This window comes from Limnohabitans sp. TEGF004, from assembly GCF_027924965.1.
Taxonomy (GTDB): domain Bacteria; phylum Pseudomonadota; class Gammaproteobacteria; order Burkholderiales; family Burkholderiaceae_C; genus Limnohabitans.
Window position 1 is genome coordinate 148,481 of the sequence record NZ_AP027056.1, and the last position, 15,588, is coordinate 164,068.

Here is a 15,588-nt window from a genome sequence, read left to right on the forward strand (position 1 = left end):
TGTTAGCCCTAACAAGAAAGAAGGAAAGAGTCATGCAACTCAATCCAGCAGAAATCTCTGAGCTGATTAAGAGCCGTATCGAAGGTTTGGGCACTGATGCCAACGTTCGTAATCAAGGCACCGTTTTGTCGGTGACTGACGGTATCGTTCGCGTGCACGGTCTGTCAGACGCGATGCAAGGCGAAATGTTGGAATTCCCCAACAATACATTCGGTCTGGCCCTGAACCTCGAGCGCGACTCGGTCGGCGCCGTGATCTTGGGTGAGTACGAGCACATCTCTGAAGGTGACGTTGTCAAATGTACAGGTCGCATTTTGGAAGTGCCAGTCGGCCCTGAACTCATTGGCCGCGTGGTGAACGCTTTGGGTCAGCCTATCGACGGCAAAGGCCCAATCAACGCCAAGATGACCGACGTGATCGAAAAGGTTGCACCTGGCGTTATCGCTCGCGAATCTGTGAGCCAACCGATGCAAACCGGTCTCAAGTCTGTTGACTCCATGGTGCCAGTTGGCCGTGGTCAACGTGAATTGATCATTGGTGACCGCCAAACTGGTAAGACGGCTGTCGCGATCGACGCCATCATCAACCAAAAGGGTCAAAACATGACCTGCGTTTACGTCGCGATTGGCCAAAAAGCCTCGTCGATCAAAAACGTGGTTCGCGCTTTGGAGCAAGCTGGCGCGATGGAGTACACCATCGTTGTGGCCGCTTCTGCTTCTGAATCTGCAGCGATGCAATACGTGTCAGCCTACTCAGGTTGCACGATGGGCGAATACTTCCGCGACCGTGGCGAAGACGCCTTGATCGTGTATGACGATTTGTCTAAGCAAGCTGTGGCTTACCGTCAAGTGTCTTTGCTGTTGCGTCGCCCACCAGGCCGCGAAGCTTACCCTGGCGACGTGTTCTATCTCCACAGCCGTTTGCTCGAGCGCGCTGCCCGCGTGAATGCCGACTACGTCGAAGCCTTCACCAAAGGCGCTGTCAAAGGCAAAACTGGTTCATTGACTGCATTGCCAATCATTGAAACCCAAGCCGGTGACGTGTCTGCTTTCGTGCCAACCAACGTGATTTCGATCACTGACGGTCAAATCTTCTTGGAAACCTCGTTGTTCAACGCTGGTATCCGTCCTGCGATTAATGCTGGTATTTCAGTGTCTCGCGTGGGTGGTGCAGCGCAAACGAAATTGATCAAGAACTTGTCCGGTGGTATCCGTACCGACTTGGCTCAGTACCGTGAATTGGCAGCGTTTGCCCAGTTCGCTTCTGACCTCGACGAAGCCACACGTAAACAGCTCGACCGCGGTGCTCGCGTGACTGAATTGCTCAAGCAAGCTCAGTACAGCCCACAGTCCATCAGCATCATGGGTGCAACCCTGTTTGCTGTGAACAAAGGCTACATGGACGACATCGAAGTCAAGCAAGTCCTGCACTTTGAATACGAAATGCATGCTTACCTCAAAGACAAGCACGCTAAGTTGTTGGCCAAACTTGAAGCCGACAAAGCCATGGACAAAGAGGCTGAAGCCGAAATGACCGAAGCTTTGAACGCGTTCAAGAAAACCTTCGCTTAATTCCTACCTGACACAAGGAGCCTCAAATGGCAGCAGGTAAGGAAATTCGCGGCAAGATCAAATCGGTGGAAAACACCAAGAAGATCACCAAAGCCATGGAAATGGTCGCCGCGTCTAAGATGCGTAAGGCGCAAGAGCGCATGCGTGCGGCTCGCCCTTACAGCGAGAAGATTCGTCACGTCGCGGCTAACCTCGGCAAGGCCAACCCTGAGTACGTTCACCCCTTCATGGAAGTGAACCACGCTAAGGACGTGGGCTTTATCGTGGTGACCACAGACAAAGGCTTGTGCGGCGGTCTCAACACCAACGTGTTGCGTATGTTGTCGAACAAGCTGAAAGATTTGCAAACCGAAGGTCACAAAGCGCAAGCCGTGGCCATCGGTAATAAGGGTCTGGGCTTTTTGGGTCGTTCGGGTGTCAAAGTTGTGTCGCACGCGACGCAGCTGGGTGACACCCCTCACCTCGACAAACTCATTGGCCCCGTCAAGGTGTTGTTGGATGCGTATGTCAACGGCGAGATCAATTCGGTCCAGCTGTGCTACACACGTTTCATCAACACCATGAAGCAAGAGTCTGTGGTTGAGCAACTTCTGCCCTTGTCGGCCGAAGTGCTGAAAACGCACGAAGTGCACAGCACTTGGGACTACATCTACGAACCTGACGCACAAACCGTCATCGACGAATTGTTGCTACGCTACGTAGAAGCTATGGTGTATCAAGCCGTGGCTGAAAGTATGGCGTCCGAGCAATCGGCCCGTATGGTTGCGATGAAGTCTGCGACCGACAACGCTGGGAACGTGATCAACGAACTCAAACTGGTTTACAACAAGACGCGTCAAGCGGCGATTACGAAAGAACTTTCGGAAATCGTTGCAGGTGCGGCTGCTGTCTGATTTTAATTTTTGGAGCAAAAAATGGCTCAAGCCCAAGGCAAGATTGTTCAATGTATTGGCGCGGTGGTGGACGTCGAGTTCCCACGCGACCAAATGCCCAAGGTCTACGACGCGCTCAAGCTCGAAGGCACAGCACTGACTCTGGAAGTTCAGCAACAGCTCGGTGACGGCATCGTCCGTACCATCGCGTTGGGAACTTCAGACGGTCTGCGCCGTGGTTTGATGGTGACTAACACTGGCGCCGGTATTACCGTGCCAGTGGGTAAAGCCACTCTCGGCCGCATCATGGACGTGTTGGGTAACCCCATCGACGAACGTGGTCCTGTTGACCAAACACAAACCGCCACTATTCACCGCAAGGCTCCTGCCTATGACGAACTCAGCCCTTCGCAAGAATTGCTCGAGACCGGCATCAAGGTGATCGACTTGGTCTGTCCTTTCGCCAAGGGCGGTAAGGTCGGCTTGTTCGGTGGCGCGGGTGTGGGTAAAACCGTGAACATGATGGAACTCATCAACAACATCGCTAAAGCGCACAGCGGCTTGTCCGTGTTCGCTGGTGTGGGTGAGCGTACCCGTGAAGGTAACGACTTCTATCACGAGATGGCCGACTCAGGCGTGGTGAACTTGAAAGACTTGAACGAGTCCAAAGTTGCCATGGTTTACGGTCAGATGAACGAGCCTCCAGGCAACCGTTTGCGCGTTGCGTTGACAGGTTTGACCATCGCGGAATCATTCCGTGACGAAGGCAAAGATGTGTTGTTCTTCGTAGACAACATCTATCGCTACACATTAGCCGGTACAGAAGTGTCCGCCTTGTTGGGTCGTATGCCTTCTGCTGTGGGTTACCAACCTACATTGGCCGAAGAAATGGGCCGTTTGCAAGAGCGTATTACCTCTACCAAAGTGGGTTCTATCACTTCCATCCAAGCCGTTTACGTGCCTGCCGATGACTTGACCGACCCATCTCCAGCAACAACGTTTGCTCACTTGGACTCCACCGTTGTGTTGTCTCGTGACATCGCTTCGCTCGGTATCTACCCAGCTGTGGATCCATTGGACTCCACCAGCCGTCAATTGGACCCATTGGTTGTGGGCGAAGAGCACTACTCAACAGCGCGCGCTGTGCAGGGCACTTTGCAACGTTACAAAGAGTTGCGTGACATCATCGCGATTTTGGGTATGGACGAATTGGCTCCGGACGACAAGCTGGCTGTGGCCCGCGCTCGTAAGATCCAACGTTTCCTGTCTCAGCCTTTCCACGTTGCTGAAGTGTTCACTGGTTCGCCCGGTAAATACGTGACCTTGGCCGAAACCATCCGTGGTTTCAAGATGATTGTGAACGGCGAGTGCGACCACTTGCCAGAGCAAGCCTTCTACATGGTCGGTACCATCGACGAAGCGTTCGAAAAAGCTAAAAAGATCTGAGAGATCCTATGAGTACCATCCACGTAGATGTCGTCAGCGCAGAAGAGTTGATCTTCTCCGGCGAAGCCACTTTTGTGGCTTTGCCAGGCGAGGCGGGCGAGCTCGGTATTTATCCGCGCCACACGCCGCTGATTTCACGCATCCGTCCCGGTTCGGTGCGCATTCACACAGCTGATGGTGGTGAAGAGTTTGTTTTCGTAGCAGGTGGCATTCTTGAAGTGCAACCTGACTGCGTCACCGTCATGTCTGACACCGCTGTGCGCGGCAAAGATATGGACGAAGAAAAAGCAAACGCAGCCAAACTCGCAGCTGAAGAAGCCGTTAAGAACGCAAAATCAGATGTTGATATGGCCCGTGCTCGCTCAGAGCTGACCATCCTGGCTGCTGAATTGTCGGCCTTGCGCCGCTACCGCGCTCACAAGTAATTGCTGTGCGCGTCAGCGTCCAAAAGCCCCTGCCGCACGGTCGGGGCTTTTTTATTGCCTGTTCTAAAAACATGGACAATTTGAACCATGCCTAAAGCCAAACTCCGAGCTGCCACTGTGGGTGGCACAGCAGACGCCATCGAAAACCAGTTTTATGAAGCCTTGCAAACAGGTGACATAGAAAAGCTCATGGGCTGTTGGGCTGACGAAGACGACATCGTGTGCGTCCACCCAGGCGGGCCACGCTTGATTGGCAGCGCTAGCATCCGTGCCGCGTTTGAAGCCATGTTTGCCAACGGCACCATTGCAGCACGACCTGAGCATATTTGCAAAGTTGAGTCGCTCACCAGTGCCATGCACAACGTGATTGAGCGCGTGGCCTTGCTCACCACAGATGGCACACAAGAGGCCGTTGTGGTCGCGACCAACGTGTATCAGCGAACGGCACAGGGATGGCGCATGGTGGCGCATCACGCCAGCCCAGGCACTGCGCCCACACACGCAGAAGCACACGAAGCGCCACAGGTCTTACATTGATTTGGGATTACCACGCGCCTTGGTGGCTGCCTGGCGGAAACCTACAAACGATTTATTCCGCCAAGTTTGCGCGTCGTTACACAGGCGCAAAACCGTGCTGGGCGCGTGAACGATGGGACACGCCAGACGGCGACTTTGTTGATGTGGACTGGCGCAGCGATGACGCTGTGCTGGCAGAACATGCCCCACTGCTGGTGCTTTTTCACGGTCTAGAAGGTTCATCGAGCAGCCACTATGCCCAGGCTTTCGCGCAAGAAGCGCAGGCGCGAGGATGGCACATGGCCGTTCCGCACTTCAGGGGATGCAGTGGTGAAATCAATTGGACGCCGCGTGCCTACCACTCCGGTGATTTTGAAGAAATAGGCTGGATGCTTCAGCGCTTTCACCAACACCACCGAGGTCCGATTTTTGCGGTTGGTATTTCTCTGGGCGGCAATGCGCTCATGCGCTGGGCGGGGGAAATGGGCCACACGGCAACGCAGGTTGTGAATGGCATAGCGTCCGTGTGCTCACCCATCGACTTATGTGCAAGCGGTCATGCCATTGACACTGGATTTAACAAAGCTGTTTATGCGCGCATGTTTCTAGCCACCATGAAGCCGCGTGCCATGCAAAAACTAGAACAATTCCCTGGCCTGTTTGATCCGCAAATGTTAATGGCGGCAAACACCCTTTACGCATTTGACGATGTGTTCACGGCGCCGCTGCACGGGTTCAGAGGCACTGATGACTATTGGGACCGAGCCAGTGCCAAACCTGGGCTGACACGGGTTCGAGTTCCTGCGTTGGTGCTGAATGCTCGCAACGACCCCTTCATTCCAGCCAGTTGCTTGCCCACCCAGGGTCACGTCAGCGATCAAGTCACCCTTTGGCAGCCAGAGGCTGGGGGGCATGTCGGCTTTGCTTCAGGTAAATTCCCCGGTGATTTGAAAGAAATGCCTTGGGCCGTGACGGAATGGATGACACAGCATGGATGACCTCGTTCAACAAGCCATGGCCAAATGGCCCAATGTTCCAGACTGCTACGGTTGGTTGGGGCTAGATGCACGCGGCGACTGGTACATGCGCGATGACCAAACGCAAGCTTTAGGCACCTTTACCCAAAGCAAAGGTTCGCGCCTGCAACATGAAAAGCTCATCGCATTCATTGCCCGAAACTACGCTAGCGATAAGCAAGGGCATTGGTATTTTCAAAACGGCCCACAGCGCGTGTATGTAGAACTAGAGGCCACGCCTTGGGTCTGGCGTCTACAGCCAGACGGTACGATTCATGCGCACACGGGCATGCCTGTGCGGATGCAGCGCTGCATCATGGACGAACATGGACGTGTGTACCTTGACACCGAGCAAGGCTTTGGCTTGCTGCACACCCAAGACGTGGTGCAAGCTGCCGACTTAGTCGAGGCTGGCTTATGGGTGCCTCAGGCAGTGCCGGCTCGTGAACTGCCCAAACGCTTTGGCTATGTACGCAGTCCACAGCAAAGTGCGGTAGCCCAAGTTAAGACGTAAAAAAACCGGCTTACTTGAGCCGGTTTTTTACAAGAAGCGAAAGCTTATTTGCCTTCGGGCTTCTTAGGTTCTGTGAACTTCGCACCAGCTGCATTGGCCATGTAAACCACGCCACGGCCAATTTCGAAATCTTCAAAATCACCGCCGCCTTGAGGGCCCATAGCGCCCTTGCCCTTGAGCGCAGAAGTCAACAAGGCGTCATAGCCTTTGCCGATGCGAGCACCCCATGCACCAGCGTCGCCAAACTTAGGTGCACCTGCTGCGCCCGTAGCGTGGCAAGCCGAGCACTGGGCTTTGAACACGTCCTCACCACTGCGCGCTGCGCGGTTGGCATCTTTGATCTCAACTGCGCCCACTTTTTGAATACGAGCTGCAACTGCCTCTGGCTCGTTGGAAGAGCCAGCTTGTGGCTTGTTGCCAGAAGTCACATAGGCCACCAAGCCAATGATGATGAACACAGGCAGCACAAAAGAATACAAGACAGCCAACAAAAGCTGCTTAGGAGTTTTGATAGGACCTGTGTGGTCTTCTTCGTGGTGTTGGTTGCTCATTTTTAAATCCTGTAAGAGGGGCTCTAGAATTGACAGAGATTATAGCGGGGCGCCTACAATGCCAAGTCACAAAAGCGCGGCTGTAGCTCAGTGGATAGAGTATTGGCCTCCGAAGCCAAGGGTCGTGGGTTCGATCCCCGCCAGCCGCACCAGCTTTTACTCAGACGAAGCCTGTTTCAACGCCAACGCTCGGTCATACAAAGCGTTTTTGGCTTCACCGCTGATTTCTGCCGCTACTTTCACGGCTGTTTTCAGGGGGAGCTCTTCCATCAAGATTTTCAGAAGCCGGTCGTTGTCCGAGCCCGCTGAGCGTTCTTGCGCTTGGGCATGCACTACCAAAGCAAATTCGCCACGCGTGCGTTGTGGGTTGCCTTGCAGCCATGCCGCTAAATCTTGTGCTGCCACAGTGGCAATCTCTTCAAACTGCTTGGTCAGCTCTCGACCCACAGTCACTGGGCGATCGCCCAAAACCGCCAGTGCAGTGGCCAATGCTTCGATGCGATGCGGCGCTTCTAGCAGCACTTGCGTGCGAGGCTCTTCGGCCAGCACCTCAACGGCATGCCCGCGCTCGGTGGCTTTGGATGGCAAGAAGCCCACAAACACAAAACCAGACGAGTCATGTGCAGGCGTGCCGCAAGCGCTCAGTAAGGCGGTCACGCTGCTGGCGCCGGGCAATGGCATCACACGCAAGCCCGCACTTTGCACCTGCCAAGCCAAGCGCGCACCGGGGTCGCTCACAGCTGGGGTGCCCGCATCGCTCACGTAGGCCACGCGCTGCCCAGCCTGCAAACGCCGAATCACTTCTTCAGCGGCTTCGGCTTCGTTGTGCTGATGTACGGCCAGCCAATGCGAGGACGATTTGTCGATGCCGTAGGCGCGCAGCAAAGTTTGTGAGTGGCGCGTGTCCTCACAAGCCAACGTGTCGCAAAGACTCAGCACATGCAACGCACGCAAGCTGATGTCGGCCAAATTACCAATGGGCGTGGCCACCACATACAGCGTGCATGTGGGGTGGTTTTGGGCGGCTGCGGCAGCGTGTGCGGCCGTCAAGGCGGAATCGAAGTTGACGTTCATCAAGGAGGTGCTGTGAACAAACCCAATGGCCAAGCGCAAGAACAAAAGCCCCTGCAACCAACCACCAAGCAAAAAGGAGATGCAGCCGAAGACCGCGCGTTGCAGCATTTACAAACCCAAGGGCTGCAACTGATGCAACGCAATTATCGAACGCCCGGGCGGGGTGGTGGCGAAATAGATTTGGTCATGCGGGAGAGCGATGGCACCTTGGTCTTTGTCGAGGTACGAAAACGCGGCAACGCCCAACATGGCGGGGCTTTGGCCAGCATCACCTTTGTCAAACAGCGGCGCATTGTGTTTGCTGCGCGTCACTATCTGTTGAAACTGCGACAGACACCCCCATGTCGGTTTGATGTGATCGCCGTCGAGGGCGACGACTTGCAGTGGTTCAAAGCTGCTTTTGACGCTTAAAGGTATCATTGCCCTCATGCTTGAGCAACGTATCGAACAACACTTCATCGACTCTGCCGACCTGAAATATCAGGCCGCGCAAGTCTTGTCTAAACCCATTGCAGCAGCAGTGTCCGCCGTATTAGCCAGTGTCACCAGTGGTGGCAAAGTGCTGGCATGTGGCAATGGTGGCTCAGCCGCCGATGCGCAGCATTTTGCGGCCGAGTTTGTGGGCCGTTTTGAGCGCGAGCGCCCAGAACTGGGCGCGATTGCGCTGACCACCGACAGCTCCATCATCACGGCGATTGCCAACGATTACAGCTACGAACAAATCTTTTCTAAACAAGTGCGCGCCCTCGGTCAGTCGGGCGACGTGTTGTTGGCCATCACCACCAGCGGCAGCTCGCCCAACGTGTTGGCAGCCATTCAAGCTGCGCATGAGCGCGATATGACCGTGGTGGCACTCACCGGCAAAGGCGGCGGCAAGATGAGCCAAGCCTTGCGCGAAACCGATGTGCACATTTGTGTGCCCCATGACCGCACCGCCCGTATTCAAGAAGTGCACTTGCTGGCCATCCATTGCATTTGCGATGGTGTGGACGCGCAATTGCTTGGTGACACAGAAGGTAAAGAATGAAAATTTTGAACAAATCCACAGCTTCGTTGCTGTCTACATTGGTGATGTGTCTGGGGCTCGCTTCTTGTGCTGCACCTTTGATGTTTGGTGGCGTCATTGGTGGTGCCATGGTGGCAAGCGACCGTCGTACCACCGGTATTCAAGTAGAAGACGAGACCATCGAGCAACGCAGCTCTACAGCGATTCGTGAAAACTTTGGCAGCAAAGAGCACATCAACATCACCAGTTACAACCGTCAAGTGCTGATCACCGGCGAAGTGACCACAGACACGGTGCGCCGCCAAGTGGAATCCTTGATTGGCCGCGTGGAGAACGTCCGTTCGGTTGTGAATGAGTTGGTTGTAGGTCCTGCCTCCAGCACGAGTGACCGCGCCAGCGACGCTGTGCTGGTGGCGAAGGTCAAGGCCTCCATGGTGGACACCGAAGACGTGTTTGCCAACGTCTACAAAGTGGTGGGCGAGCGCGGCACTATCTATTTGATGGGCCGTGTGACCCAGCGCGAAGCCAAGCGTGCGACTGATGTGGTGCGTGGCGTCAGTGGCGTGAAACGTGTGGTGCGCGTGTTTGAGTACATCACAGAAGACGAATTGCGCGCCATGCAACCCAAGCGCAGTGACTCGCAGTCTGTGGATCTGAACGCACCGAGATCCAACGCTTCGCAGCAACCGGTTGTGACGCCAATCAAGTAATTGCGCACAGCAAATTAAAAAGCCCCGCATGCGGGGCTTTTTTGTGGGCGCTCGGGTTTAGCGCAAACGCTTGATCAAGCTGGATGTGTCCCAACGGTTACCACCCATTTTTTGCACGTCGCCGTAGAACTGGTCGACCATCTGCGTCACTGGCAACACAGCGCCGTTGCGCTTGGCTTCGTCAAACACCAGCCCCAAATCTTTGCGCATCCAATCCACGGCAAAGCCGAAATCAAATTTGTCGGCCACCATGGTCTTGCCACGGTTGTCCAGTTGCCAGCTTTGCGCCGCGCCTTTGCCAATCACGTCGAGCACGAGGTTCATGTCGAGGCCGGCTTTTTGGCCAAAGGCAATCGCTTCGCTCAAGCCTTGCACTAAACCTGCGATACAGATTTGGTTCACCATCTTGGTCAGTTGGCCCGCGCCCGGCTCGCCCATCAGGGTGAACGCACGAGAGAAGGCCATGGCCACAGGCTTGACCTTTTCAAACACAGGCGCATCGCCACCACACATGACGGTCAGCAAACCGTTTTGCGCACCGCCTTGGCCGCCGGACACAGGTGCATCGATGAAGTGAATGCCTAGATTCTTGGCGGCGATGTAAATCTCGCGTGCCACGTCAGCAGAGGCTGTGGTGTGGTCCACCAATACGGCGCCCGGCTCCATACCCGCCAACATGCCGTCAGCGCCAAACACCACCGAGCGCAAATCGTCGTCATTGCCCACGCAGCAAAACACGATGCTGGCGCCTTTGGCGGCTTCGCGTGGGGTCAGTGCGCTCTTAGGTGCTTTGCTGGCTGCAAATTCATTGACCCAAGCCTCGGCCTTGGCGGGCGAGCGGTTGTACACCGTGACCGCGTGACCTGCTGTGGCCAAGTGGCCAGCCATGGGGTAGCCCATCACACCCATGCCGATGAAGGCAACGTGAGCAGAGGGGGCGGATTCGTAAGTTTTGGCGTTGATGCTAGACATGGTTATTCCAGAAAAGGGTTGAACTGCGCTGAATCATAGGGGCTAGGCGCGGCTCGGTGTGTCACGCAGGGAACCGCTGGGAGGGCCTAAGCAATTCGACCTTGGCGGCGTGCGTCTTGTATGGCTTGCGCCATGGTTTGCATGCCTTGCGCGGCACCTGTTTGCAACACGCTTTGCATTTGCGCAGTTTTGCCCTCGCGAATGAGATGGCGAATCGCGGGCGTGGCGACCATCGTTTCAAATATCGCAACGCGGCCATCGCCGCTTGGCGTGGGGCATAGCGTTTGCGACACTACCCCAACCAGGGCATCGCTGAGTTGGGTGCGTACCAATGCTTTCTCGTGGGCGTCAAACACATCCACCATGCGCTCGACCGTTGCGCAAGCGCTGCGCGTGTGCAGGCTGGCCAACACCAAGTGCCCGGTTTCGGCGGCGGTGAGGGCGAGGCGAATGGTTTCTAGGTCGCGCAGCTCGCCCACCAAAATTACATCGGGGTCTTCGCGCAAGGCTGCGCGCAATGCGTGCGCAAAGCTTTGGCTGTGTGTGCCCATTTCGCGCTGGGTAATCAGGCATTGGTCGCTGGTGTGTACAAACTCGATCGGATCTTCTAGTGTCACGATGTGTTGTTGGGTGTGCGTGTTCAGGTGTTGCACCATGGCCGCCAAGGTGGTGGATTTGCCAGAGCCAGTTGGCCCTGTCACCAGTAGCAAGCCCACGCGTGTGAGTAGCTCAGGAATGGCGGGCGGTACGTGCAGCGCAGCAAATGTAGGTGTGCTGCTGGGGATGTGCCGCATCACCGCGCCGCAGCCGTGCTGCTGCATGAAGGCGTTGGCTCGAAAACGTCCCAGCTCTGGCACGGCAAACGCAAAATCTACCTCATGGCCTTGGTTGAATTGCGCGTGTTGGGCTTCGTCCATCAACGGTGCCAGCATCATGCGCAGCGCATCGTGGGTTAGCGCATGGGGTGTTGGCGTAGCCGCATCGAGTGTGACCAACACACCGTGCTGACGCACCATCGGAGCACGCCCCGCAGACAAGTGCAAATCAGAGGCTTGCAGCGCCACCGCTTGGGCGAGGAGTTGGTTCAAAGTCAGAGCTATGTGAGGCATGCCGCTCTCCTTGTTAAAGTTGCACCCAAGATGAATACGCCAGACCACGTGCTACACGACAAACTCCAAGCGGTGCAAGCCCGCATTGCAGCGGCCTGTGTCGCGAGCAACCGTCCTGCGAATGCGGTGCAACTATTGGCAGTTTCCAAAACATTCAGCGCTGACGATGTGCGCCAAGTGGCGGCCTGTGGTCAGCGCGATTTTGGGGAAAACTACATCCAAGAAGGGGTAGACAAAATCACCGCTTTGCAAGGTGTCGCACCCCCTTTGGTGTGGCACTGCATTGGCCCCATTCAAAGCAACAAAACCAAACTGGTGGCTGAACACTTTGACTGGGCGCACACGGTAGACCGCTTCAAAATTGCGCAGCGTTTGAGAGACCAACGCCCCCCACATTTACCTCCGCTCAACGTGTGCCTGCAAGTCAACATCGACGGTGGCGAAACCAAATCAGGCATCGCCCCCGCCGACGTGCTGGCGCTGGCCGCCGAAGTGGCCAAGCTGCCCCGCTTGGAGTTGCGTGGCCTTATGACCATTCCAGACCCCGTGGAAGGCTTTGATGCGCAAGTAGCTGTGCACGCCAAAGCACGCGCCTTGTTTGACGAGGTGAAAGCCGCTTTGAACCTGCCCCAGTTCGACACCTTGTCGATGGGCATGACGGGCGACCTAGAAGCTGCCGTGCAGGCGGGCAGCACGATGGTGCGGGTGGGGACGGCGATATTTGGTGGGCGAACTTACGCTTGAGGCTTCTAAACAAGGAGGGCGCATGACAGTTTCAGAAACATGCCTTAAGGGGGCTTATGTAGCGTTAGAACCCTTGATGCATTCTCATGTCGATGCGCTCCAAAGCGCGGTGCGAGATGGTGAGCTTTGGCAACTTTGGTATGCCTCGGTCCCGTCGCCCGATGAAATGGCGAGATACGTTGACACGGCAATTAAGACCTCGATCAATGGCGACATGCCCTTTGCGGTGCGAAACCTAAAGACTCAGCAGATCGTTGGTACAACGCGTTTTTACAATGTAGAACCAGCGCACAAGCGTGGACTGATTGGCTACACCTGGTATGCCAAATCCGAGCAAGGCACGGCGATCAACACAGAAGCTAAGTACCTGCTGATGCAATATTGGTTTGAAGTGCAACAGGCCAATGCGGTGGAGTTTCGCACGCATTTTTTCAACGAAGCCTCACGCCGTGCGATTGAGCGGTTGGGTGCCAAGCAAGACGGCATCTTAAGAAGCCATCAAATCTTAAAGGACGGTTCAGTTCGCGACACGGTGGTTTATTCCATCATCGCGAATGAATGGCCTGCAGTGAAAAACAACTTGCAGGCCAAGTTGGCTAAGTTTAGAAGCGCGGCAAATCCGGATGCTTAATCTGCCCCGCACGCACCAACATCTTGCCGTATTCGGCACAGCGGTGCAGAGTAGGGATGACCTTGCCGGGGTTGAGTAAACCCTTGCTGTCAAAGGCGCGCTTCACGCCAAACATCTGTTCGTTTTCTTCGGCGCTGAACTGCACGCACATGCTGTTCACCTTCTCGATGCCCACGCCGTGCTCGCCCGTCACCGTGCCGCCCATGGCCACACTGGTTTCCAAAATGTCGGCGCCAAATTGTTCACAACGGTGCATTTGGTCGGGGTCGTTTGCATCAAACAGAATCAGCGGGTGCAAGTTGCCGTCACCGGCATGGAACACGTTCAAGCAGCGCAGCTGGTATTTCTTTTCCATCTCTTGAATGGCTTGCAGGATGTCTGCCAAACGCTTACGCGGGATGGTGCTGTCCATGCACATGTAGTCGGGGCTGATACGACCCGAGGCGGGGAACGCGTTTTTGCGGCCGCTCCAAAACTTCATGCGTTGCGCTTCGTCACGGCTCACGGTGATGGCGGTTGCGCCACAGCCGCGCAGCACTTCGCTCATGCGGCCAATTTCTTCTTCCACTTCTTCCGGTGTGCCATCGCTCTCGCACAGCAAAATCGCCGCAGCGCTCAGGTCGTAGTCGGCGTGCACAAAGTCTTCCACGGCGGCGGTCATGGGGCCGTCCATCATCTCTAAACCTGCGGGGATGATGCCTGCGGCAATCACTGCAGCCACCGCGTCGCCCGCTTTGCGCACATCGTCAAAGCTGGCCATGATGCAGCGAGCCAGTTGTGGTTTGGGCACGAGCTTGACGGTCACTTCTGTGGTCACCGCCAACATACCTTCGCTGCCTACCACCACGGGCAACAGGTCGAGGCCCGGTGTGTCGAGCGCATCGCTGCCAAACTCAATCGGCTCGCCTTCAATGGTGAAGCCCTTCACCTTGAGCACGTTGTGCACGGTGAGTCCGTATTTCAAACAGTGCACGCCACCCGAGTTCTCGGCCACGTTGCCGCCGATGGTGCAAGCAATTTGGCTCGACGGATCGGGCGCGTAGTACAGACCGTATTGCGACACCGCTTCGCTGATGGCGAGGTTGCGCACGCCGCACTGCACGACTGCAGTTCGAGCGATGGGGTCAATGTTGAGAATTTGGTTGAACTTGGCCAGTGACAGCGTCACACCCATGGTGTGCGGCATCGCGCCGCCCGACAGGCCTGTACCTGCTCCGCGGGCCACAACGGGCACATCCAGTGCGTAACAGGCCTTGAGCACGGCTTGCACTTGGTCTACTGTCTCGGGCAAGGCCACGCACATGGGGCGGGCGCGGTAAGCAGTGAGGCCGTCGCACTCGTAAGGCACGGTGTCCTCAAGGGTGTAGAGCAGGGCGTGCTGTGGCAGCACTTGCAGCAGGGCTTGCACGACTTGCGCTTGGCGCTCGGCGCGGGCAAGGGTGTTTTGCTGGTCGGAGGTGAGTGGTGCGTTCATGCGCCTCACTTTAAGGCAAAACGCAAGAAAGACGTGTGAAGAAAGTTACACCCGCGCGTGAAGCCAATTTAAGGGACGGCTTTTTTCAGCCAATCCGCAAAGGCCGCGCACTCCCAGCGGTCCATCGCGCCCGTGCGCCAACACAGGTAATGCCCATGCGGGCTAGGCACTTGGCGCGGGAAGATGCGCACCAGCGTGCCGTTTTCAAGCCAAGGCGCGCCCAGTTTCAAGCGAACCAAGCCAACGCCTAGGCCCTGAGCTGCGGCATCGCACATCAGGCCAATGTCGTTGAAGCTGCTGCCATCAATCGGCTCAGGCCAGTCTTGGTCATGCGCGGCAAACCACGTCCGCCAAGGCTCCAAGGGGCTGCGCAACAAGGTGGCATCGGCCAAGTCCTCTGCGTTCTCAAACGGGCCGTGTTCGCGGATGTAGGCGGGCGAGGCCAAGGGCGTCACATCGTCTTTCATGATGCACACATGCTCTACGTCTGCATAACGGCCAGTGCCAAAGCGGATGGTCAGGTCGGCGTCTTCGGCCACCACGTCCAACAGCGGGATGCTCACTTGCAGGGTGATGTCGATCTCGGGGTAGGCATCGGCAAACTGTCGCAGGCGCGGCATCAGGATGGAGCGGGCAAAGGTGGGCGTCACGGCCAAGCGCAGTTTGCGTTTACCAGGCGTGGCGCTGCCGTCTTTGCCGGGGAAGCGTTCCAAAATCGCCAAGCCCTCGCGCACATGGGCGAGGTACTCGCTGCCTTCGGTGGTGAGCGAAAAGTCGGCGCGGCCGAAGAGCTTGACGCCCAGCAACTGCTCAAGCTGCTTCACGCGGTGGCTCACCGCGCTGGGTGTCACGCATTGCTCTTCAGCAGCTTGCGTGACCGAGCGCAACCGCGCCAACGCCTCAAACGTGAGCAAGCACTGAATGGGCGGGATGCGGCTGGCGCTCATGAAGCAGCGG

Annotated in this window: 18 protein-coding genes and 1 tRNA gene; 13 read left to right on the top strand and 6 right to left on the bottom strand. The window is 56.3% G+C overall.

From position 1 onward, the window contains the following. Positions 1-32: 32 nt before the first annotated feature. From atpA to LINBF2_RS00815, 7 genes are all read left to right on the top strand, one after another. Positions 33-1,571 carry a F0F1 ATP synthase subunit alpha gene (gene atpA / locus LINBF2_RS00785; protein WP_281889672.1) on the top strand — a complete coding sequence of 513 codons (1,539 nt, stop codon included), beginning with the start codon at positions 33-35 and terminating at the stop codon, positions 1,569-1,571. Positions 1,572-1,597: 26 nt separating this feature from the next. Next, positions 1,598-2,464: a F0F1 ATP synthase subunit gamma gene (gene atpG, locus LINBF2_RS00790; protein WP_104796774.1), complete on the top strand. Its 867-nt coding sequence runs from the start codon at positions 1,598-1,600 to the stop codon at positions 2,462-2,464. A 21-nt stretch (positions 2,465-2,485) separates the two neighbouring features. Then, a complete protein-coding gene (gene atpD / locus LINBF2_RS00795; protein WP_104797138.1) occupies positions 2,486-3,889 on the top strand; it encodes a F0F1 ATP synthase subunit beta in 1,404 nt (467 codons plus the stop codon). 8 nt (positions 3,890-3,897) lie between these two features. Further along, positions 3,898-4,314: a F0F1 ATP synthase subunit epsilon gene (locus LINBF2_RS00800; protein ID WP_104796773.1), complete on the top strand. Its 417-nt coding sequence runs from the start codon at positions 3,898-3,900 to the stop codon at positions 4,312-4,314. A gap of 87 nt (positions 4,315-4,401) precedes the next feature. After that, complete coding sequence (locus LINBF2_RS00805; RefSeq protein WP_104796772.1) at positions 4,402-4,851, top strand: nuclear transport factor 2 family protein; 450 nt, start codon at positions 4,402-4,404, stop codon at positions 4,849-4,851. Further along, positions 4,848-5,828, top strand: coding sequence for an alpha/beta fold hydrolase (locus tag LINBF2_RS00810; protein WP_104796771.1), 981 nt, complete (start codon positions 4,848-4,850; stop codon positions 5,826-5,828). The genes LINBF2_RS00805 and LINBF2_RS00810 overlap by 4 nt, the downstream gene beginning before the upstream one ends. Continuing rightward, on the top strand, positions 5,821-6,360 hold the full coding sequence (locus LINBF2_RS00815) for a DUF2946 family protein (protein ID WP_281889676.1): 540 nt from the start codon (positions 5,821-5,823) through the stop codon (positions 6,358-6,360). The genes LINBF2_RS00810 and LINBF2_RS00815 overlap by 8 nt, the downstream gene beginning before the upstream one ends. Positions 6,361-6,404: 44 nt before the next feature. On the opposite strand, the gene LINBF2_RS00820 is transcribed toward LINBF2_RS00815, so the two are convergent. Further along, positions 6,405-6,911: a c-type cytochrome gene (locus LINBF2_RS00820; protein ID WP_281889677.1), complete on the bottom strand. Its 507-nt coding sequence runs from the start codon at positions 6,909-6,911 to the stop codon at positions 6,405-6,407. Between the two features lie 76 nt (positions 6,912-6,987). On the opposite strand from LINBF2_RS00820, the gene LINBF2_RS00825 reads away from it, so the two are divergent. Continuing rightward, positions 6,988-7,063 (top strand) — tRNA-Arg (locus tag LINBF2_RS00825). A 4-nt stretch (positions 7,064-7,067) separates the two neighbouring features. On the opposite strand, the gene rsmI is transcribed toward LINBF2_RS00825, so the two are convergent. Continuing rightward, on the bottom strand, positions 7,068-7,985 hold the full coding sequence (rsmI, locus tag LINBF2_RS00830; protein WP_281889678.1) for a 16S rRNA (cytidine(1402)-2'-O)-methyltransferase: 918 nt from the start codon (positions 7,983-7,985) through the stop codon (positions 7,068-7,070). Positions 7,986-7,997: 12 nt separating this feature from the next. Here rsmI and LINBF2_RS00835 point away from each other — a divergent pair, with 12 nt between their 5' ends. From LINBF2_RS00835 to LINBF2_RS00845, 3 genes are read left to right on the top strand one after another with little or no spacing between them, the layout of a single operon-like run. After that, the gene (locus LINBF2_RS00835; protein ID WP_281889679.1) at positions 7,998-8,396 is read left to right on the top strand and encodes a YraN family protein; all 399 of its coding nucleotides are present in this window, start codon (positions 7,998-8,000) and stop codon (positions 8,394-8,396) included. Positions 8,397-8,412: 16 nt separating this feature from the next. Then, positions 8,413-9,012 carry a phosphoheptose isomerase gene (locus LINBF2_RS00840; RefSeq protein ID WP_104796761.1) on the top strand — a complete coding sequence of 200 codons (600 nt, stop codon included), beginning with the start codon at positions 8,413-8,415 and terminating at the stop codon, positions 9,010-9,012. After that, positions 9,009-9,701, top strand: a complete 693-nt coding sequence (locus tag LINBF2_RS00845) for a BON domain-containing protein (RefSeq protein ID WP_281889680.1) — start codon at positions 9,009-9,011, stop codon at positions 9,699-9,701. The genes LINBF2_RS00840 and LINBF2_RS00845 overlap by 4 nt, the downstream gene beginning before the upstream one ends. A 57-nt stretch (positions 9,702-9,758) precedes the next feature. Here LINBF2_RS00845 and LINBF2_RS00850 read toward each other — a convergent pair whose 3' ends face one another. Continuing rightward, on the bottom strand, positions 9,759-10,673 hold the full coding sequence (locus LINBF2_RS00850; RefSeq protein ID WP_281889681.1) for an NAD(P)-dependent oxidoreductase: 915 nt from the start codon (positions 10,671-10,673) through the stop codon (positions 9,759-9,761). An 86-nt stretch (positions 10,674-10,759) separates the two neighbouring features. Then, on the bottom strand, positions 10,760-11,767 hold the full coding sequence (locus tag LINBF2_RS00855; protein WP_281891255.1) for a type IV pilus twitching motility protein PilT: 1,008 nt from the start codon (positions 11,765-11,767) through the stop codon (positions 10,760-10,762). Positions 11,768-11,812: 45 nt separating this feature from the next. Here LINBF2_RS00855 and LINBF2_RS00860 point away from each other — a divergent pair, with 45 nt between their 5' ends. Together LINBF2_RS00860 and LINBF2_RS00865 are read left to right on the top strand one after the other, a co-directional pair. Continuing rightward, the gene (locus LINBF2_RS00860; protein WP_281889682.1) at positions 11,813-12,526 is read left to right on the top strand and encodes a YggS family pyridoxal phosphate-dependent enzyme; all 714 of its coding nucleotides are present in this window, start codon (positions 11,813-11,815) and stop codon (positions 12,524-12,526) included. A gap of 22 nt (positions 12,527-12,548) precedes the next feature. Beyond that, positions 12,549-13,157, top strand: coding sequence for a GNAT family protein (locus LINBF2_RS00865; RefSeq protein ID WP_281889683.1), 609 nt, complete (start codon positions 12,549-12,551; stop codon positions 13,155-13,157). Here LINBF2_RS00865 and LINBF2_RS00870 read toward each other — a convergent pair. Then, positions 13,129-14,631, bottom strand: coding sequence for an FAD-linked oxidase C-terminal domain-containing protein (locus LINBF2_RS00870; protein WP_104796757.1), 1,503 nt, complete (start codon positions 14,629-14,631; stop codon positions 13,129-13,131). The two genes, LINBF2_RS00865 and LINBF2_RS00870, sit on opposite strands and share 29 nt — an antisense overlap. A gap of 68 nt (positions 14,632-14,699) precedes the next feature. Then, positions 14,700-15,578: a LysR substrate-binding domain-containing protein gene (locus tag LINBF2_RS00875; RefSeq protein ID WP_104796756.1), complete on the bottom strand. Its 879-nt coding sequence runs from the start codon at positions 15,576-15,578 to the stop codon at positions 14,700-14,702. Positions 15,579-15,588: the final 10 nt, after the last annotated feature.

Excerpts from the sequence above, each read along its gene's own strand:
- atpA (WP_281889672.1), top strand. The coding sequence starts at position 33 with ATGCAACTCAATCCAGCAGAAATCTCTGAGCTGATTAAGAGCCGTATC.
- atpG (WP_104796774.1), top strand. The coding sequence starts at position 1,598 with ATGGCAGCAGGTAAGGAAATTCGCGGCAAGATCAAATCGGTGGAAAAC.
- atpD (WP_104797138.1), top strand. The coding sequence starts at position 2,486 with ATGGCTCAAGCCCAAGGCAAGATTGTTCAATGTATTGGCGCGGTGGTG.
- LINBF2_RS00800 (WP_104796773.1), top strand. The coding sequence starts at position 3,898 with ATGAGTACCATCCACGTAGATGTCGTCAGCGCAGAAGAGTTGATCTTC.
- LINBF2_RS00805 (WP_104796772.1), top strand. The coding sequence starts at position 4,402 with ATGCCTAAAGCCAAACTCCGAGCTGCCACTGTGGGTGGCACAGCAGAC.
- LINBF2_RS00815 (WP_281889676.1), top strand. The coding sequence starts at position 5,821 with ATGGATGACCTCGTTCAACAAGCCATGGCCAAATGGCCCAATGTTCCA.
- LINBF2_RS00820 (WP_281889677.1), bottom strand. The coding sequence starts at position 6,911 with ATGAGCAACCAACACCACGAAGAAGACCACACAGGTCCTATCAAAACT.
- rsmI (WP_281889678.1), bottom strand. The coding sequence starts at position 7,985 with ATGAACGTCAACTTCGATTCCGCCTTGACGGCCGCACACGCTGCCGCA.
- LINBF2_RS00840 (WP_104796761.1), top strand. The coding sequence starts at position 8,413 with ATGCTTGAGCAACGTATCGAACAACACTTCATCGACTCTGCCGACCTG.
- LINBF2_RS00845 (WP_281889680.1), top strand. The coding sequence starts at position 9,009 with ATGAAAATTTTGAACAAATCCACAGCTTCGTTGCTGTCTACATTGGTG.
- LINBF2_RS00850 (WP_281889681.1), bottom strand. The coding sequence starts at position 10,673 with ATGTCTAGCATCAACGCCAAAACTTACGAATCCGCCCCCTCTGCTCAC.
- LINBF2_RS00860 (WP_281889682.1), top strand. The coding sequence starts at position 11,813 with ATGAATACGCCAGACCACGTGCTACACGACAAACTCCAAGCGGTGCAA.
- LINBF2_RS00865 (WP_281889683.1), top strand. The coding sequence starts at position 12,549 with ATGACAGTTTCAGAAACATGCCTTAAGGGGGCTTATGTAGCGTTAGAA.
- LINBF2_RS00870 (WP_104796757.1), bottom strand. The coding sequence starts at position 14,631 with ATGAACGCACCACTCACCTCCGACCAGCAAAACACCCTTGCCCGCGCC.
- LINBF2_RS00875 (WP_104796756.1), bottom strand. The coding sequence starts at position 15,578 with ATGAGCGCCAGCCGCATCCCGCCCATTCAGTGCTTGCTCACGTTTGAG.